At 39.1% G+C, this 279-nt stretch carries 1 protein-coding gene; it reads left to right on the top strand.

Going from position 1 to position 279, the window contains the following annotated elements; translation table 11 throughout:
- A partial coding sequence (locus AAEY83_RS14345; RefSeq protein WP_351059889.1) for a phosphoenolpyruvate carboxylase occupies positions 1–279 on the top strand: 279 nt, incomplete at both ends.

Here is a 279-nt window from a genome sequence, read left to right as displayed (position 1 = left end):
ACGACGATGAATCTATTGCAGAGTTTATTCAAGCATAGCGATGCTTTGAATAATCTTCCTGAAAACAGTTTCGCCTATGAGCAAGCGAAAGAACAAACGGCGCAAACCATTGATTTATTATGGTCATCTGATGAAGTACGCACGCGTAAACCTTTAGTCTATGACGAGATCAATAATGGCCTGCATTATTTCAATGCCAGTTTATTCAGCGCCATTCCCAAAGTTTACCGTAATATTAAAGACGCCATTGTTGATATCTATCCTGAGCTAACAGACTAT

Source organism: Psychrobacter sp. TB20-MNA-CIBAN-0197 (assembly GCF_040309765.1).
Lineage (GTDB): Bacteria > Pseudomonadota > Gammaproteobacteria > Pseudomonadales > Moraxellaceae > Psychrobacter > Psychrobacter submarinus.
Note: the sequence above shows the minus strand (reverse complement) of the source record. Positions and strands in the feature narration are given on the sequence as shown.